This window comes from Geminicoccus flavidas (assembly GCF_009806515.1).
In the GTDB taxonomy this organism is placed as follows: Bacteria; Pseudomonadota; Alphaproteobacteria; order Geminicoccales; family Geminicoccaceae; genus Geminicoccus; species Geminicoccus flavidus.
This window is the reverse complement of sequence record NZ_WUJP01000975.1, coordinates 1-3,498: the sequence shown is the minus strand read 5'-3', so window position 1 is coordinate 3,498 and position 3,498 is coordinate 1. Positions and strand designations below refer to the sequence as shown.

The 3,498-nt window shown below is 70.6% G+C and carries 2 protein-coding genes and 1 pseudogene; 2 read left to right on the top strand and 1 reads right to left on the bottom strand.

Translation table 11 applies throughout. The features are described from left to right. Positions 1-423 (bottom strand): annotated as a pseudogene (locus EQG76_RS27835) (hypothetical protein); the annotation flags it as partial. A 228-nt stretch (positions 424-651) separates the two neighbouring features. Here EQG76_RS27835 and EQG76_RS27830 point away from each other — a divergent pair. After that, a complete protein-coding gene (locus tag EQG76_RS27830; RefSeq protein ID WP_159718318.1) occupies positions 652-1,410 on the top strand; it encodes a thioesterase II family protein in 759 nt (252 codons plus the stop codon). Continuing rightward, a partial coding sequence (locus EQG76_RS27825) for a type I polyketide synthase (RefSeq protein WP_159718317.1) occupies positions 1,407-3,498 on the top strand: 2,092 nt, incomplete at its 3' end. The genes EQG76_RS27830 and EQG76_RS27825, both read left to right, overlap by 4 nt.

The window sequence follows — 3,498 nt, the reverse complement described above, 5'->3', positions numbered from 1 at the left end:
ATGGTGGGCCACGCGGCCCCGCAGCTCCTTCTCGATCTCCGCCACCGCGAGTTCCGCCGGGAAGCCCACTGCCTCGAACTGCAGGCGCGACAGTTCTCGGCACATCGCATCGGAGAACATGTCGGTGCGCAGCGACAGGAGCTGGCCGAGCTTCACCCACAGCCCGCCGAAATGCTCGAACAGCGCGCGCAGCTCCCTGGCGTTGCGCTCGTCGGCGTCCTTGTGGATCCAGAGATTGATCCGGTAGCGCACCAGATAGACCGCCAGCGCCAGGAACACGGCCAGGCCGCGCCAGCTGCCCCGCTTGCGCCCCGCCACGATCTCAACCTTGCGCCGGTCCCGCTCCGCCCGCAGCGGCGTGGGAATCAGGTCGTCGTCGATGGCGAAGTGCCGGAAGTCGCCGCCGGACCTGTCATCATTCACATTCCTGGAAGAATCGGAACGAACACGGCGAAAGACGACGGCCTGATGCGGCATGGCACAGGATTTCTCTCACTGGAGGATGCCGGAAGGCCGTTCCATCCGGACCGACGCAGCTAAAGTGCCGCGCCGGAAGCATTGCAGCTAGCCTTTAAGTCATGTCCTGCTAAGGATAAAGCTGTACGGCGACACACTGCAGAACACCGCCGATCCTGAGGGGGGAGCCGAAAGTTGAGCGGGACATGGTGCTCGGTACCGGTCCGGCGCCCGGCCGCGAGCCATCGGCTCTACTGCCTGCCCCATGCCGGCGGCGGCGCCTCCATGTTCGTCCCGCTGGCCGCCCGGCTGCCCGAGCCGGTCGAGCTGCGCGCCGTCCTGCTGCCCGGCCGGGAATCCCGGTTCCGCGAGCGCCCCTATGACCGAATGACTGCATTGGTCACCGCCCTGGCCGATGCGCTGGCACCGGAGCTCGCTCCGTCCTACTCGCTGTTCGGCCACAGCATGGGTGCGCTGGTGGCCTTCGAGCTGGCGCGGGAGCTGCGCCGGCGTGGGCTGGCCTTGCCGGATGCCCTGATCGCCTCGGGCCGCCGGGCTCCGGACCTGGTGCTGGACGAGCCCCCGCTGCATCTCCTGCCCGATCAGGCGTTCGTCGCGGAGATCCAGGCGCGCTATGGCGGCATCCCCCAGGTCATCCTGGAGGAGCCGGAGCTGATGGAGCTGTTCCTCCCGACGCTCAAGGCCGACTTCGCGATGTTCGAGACCTATCGCTTCGTGCCGGAGCCGCCTCTGCCATGCCGACTCGCCTTCTATGGCGGTGACCAGGATCCGCAATCGGCACCTCCGATGAGCGATGGCTGGTCGCGGCTGGTGAGCGGGCCCACGCGGCGGCGAATCTTTTCGGGCGGCCACTTCTACCTGGCCGAGCAGCGCGATGCCGTCGCCGATGCGCTCGGCGCCGACCTCTTTGCCGAAGCGCTTCAGCACGGATGAGTGAGGCGGGTGCCGCCACCGAGCTTCGCGCCCTCCTGCGCGGTGCCCTGGCGCGGCAGCTCGGTCTGGAGCCGGCCGCCATCGACGAGAACGAGCGCTTCCACCGCTACGGGCTAGATTCGGCTGGGGCCCGCAGCCTGATCCAGGCACTGGCCCAGGCGCTGGGCAGAGCGCTGCCGGCCACGGTCGTCTGGGATCATCCGACCCTCGACCGGCTGGCGCGCCACTTGGCGGGCGAGCAGGTGACCGGGCGGCGCCCGCCGCCGGTGCCGCTCTCGCCAGACGAGTCGATCGCCGTGGTCGGCCTGTCCTGCCGCGTGCCGGGTGCCGCCGATCCGGAAGCGTTCTGGCGCCTGCTGATGGATGGCGTCGATGCAGTCCGCGAGGTTCCGGCGGAACGCTGGCCGATCGGGCGGCTGTTCGATCCTGATCCGGCGCGTCCCGGCCGCATGAACACGCGCTTTGGCGGCTTTCTCGACGGGGTCGACCAGTTCGACGCGGATTTCTTCGGCATCAGCCCGCGCGAGGCGGCCCAGATGGACCCGCAGCAGCGCCTGGCGCTGGAGTTGGCCTGGGAAGCGTTCGAGGATGCGGGCTGGCGGCCGTCGCAGTTGGCCGGGCGGCGCGCCGGCGTGTTCCTGGGTGCGATGTGGTCCGACTATGCCCGGCTCCTGATGGGACCCGAAGGGATCGTCCAGCATACCGCCACCGGCCAGGACACCAGCATCGTCAGCGCGCGGATCTCCTACGCGATGGGGCTGGAGGGGCCCAGCCTCACCGTCAACACTGCCTGCTCGTCCGCCCTGGTCGCCGTGCAGCTGGCCTGCCTGAGCCTGCGCAGCGGCGAATCCGAGCTGGCCCTGGCGGGCGGCGTCCATCTGGTGCTGGCGCCGGAGAGCACTATCGCCATGACCAAGTTCGGCGCGATGGCGCCGGACGGGCGCTGCAAAGCCTTCGACGCCCGGGCCAATGGCTATGTTCGCGGCGAGGGCGGCGGACTGGTGGCGCTCAAGCCCCTGTCGCGGGCAGAGGCGGACGGCGACCGCATCTACGCCGTCATCCTGGGCAGTGCCGTCAACAATGACGGTCCCAGCAACGGGCTGACCGCACCCAATCCCGATGCGCAGCGCGCCATGCTGGAGGACGCGCTGGCCGCGGCACGGCTCTCGCCCGAAAGCATCGACTATGTGGAGGCGCACGGCACCGGCACGGCGCTGGGCGATCCGATCGAGGCTGGCGCGCTGGGCGCCGTGCTCGGGCGGGGCCGGCCGCCGTCCGGCCGGCTCAGGATCGGCTCGGTCAAGACCAATATCGGTCATCTGGAGGCGGCGGCAGGTGCGGCCGGGCTGATCAAGACCGTGCTGGCGCTCAATCGGCGCCGGCTCCCGCCGAGCCTGCATTTCCAGAACCCCAGCCCGCACATCGAATTCGATGCACTGGGTCTCCAGGTACAGGACCGGGCCGAGCCCTGGCCGGACCGCCCGCACCCGCCCACCGCCGGGGTCAGCTCGTTCGGCTTCGGCGGGACCAACTGCCATGTGCTGCTGCGCGCGCGGCCGCGTGCGGACGATGCGGGCGGCGATCCGGTCCTGGTGTTCTCCGGCAATGGCGGGGTGTGGCCGGGCATGGGCCGCGACCTGCTGGCCCGCTCGCCCGGCTTCGCGGCGCTGGTTGAGCGCCTGGACGGGCAGTTGCCGGCGCTCGGCTGCGACTGGCGGCTGCGCGACCTGCTGGGCGACGGCCGGCTCGCCCAGCGCATCGAGGAGCCTGCCTTCGCCCAGCCGGCCCTCTATGCCTGGCAGCTGGGTGCCGTCCAGCTACTGGCGGAACGCGGCGTGCATCCCGCCGCCGTGGCCGGTCACAGCGTCGGCGAGATCGCCGCGGCGGTCGTGGCCGGCGCGCTCGACGAGGTGGAGGGACTGCGGATCGTGGTCGAGCGCAGCCGGCTGCAGGCCGGGCTCGCTGGCCAGGGTGCGATGGCTCTGGTGATGGCCGAGCCTGCCGCGATCGCTGGTCTGCTCGGCGAGGATGTCGCGATTGCTGGCCAGAATGCGCCGAAGGCCACCCTGATCTCCGGCTCGCCCGTGG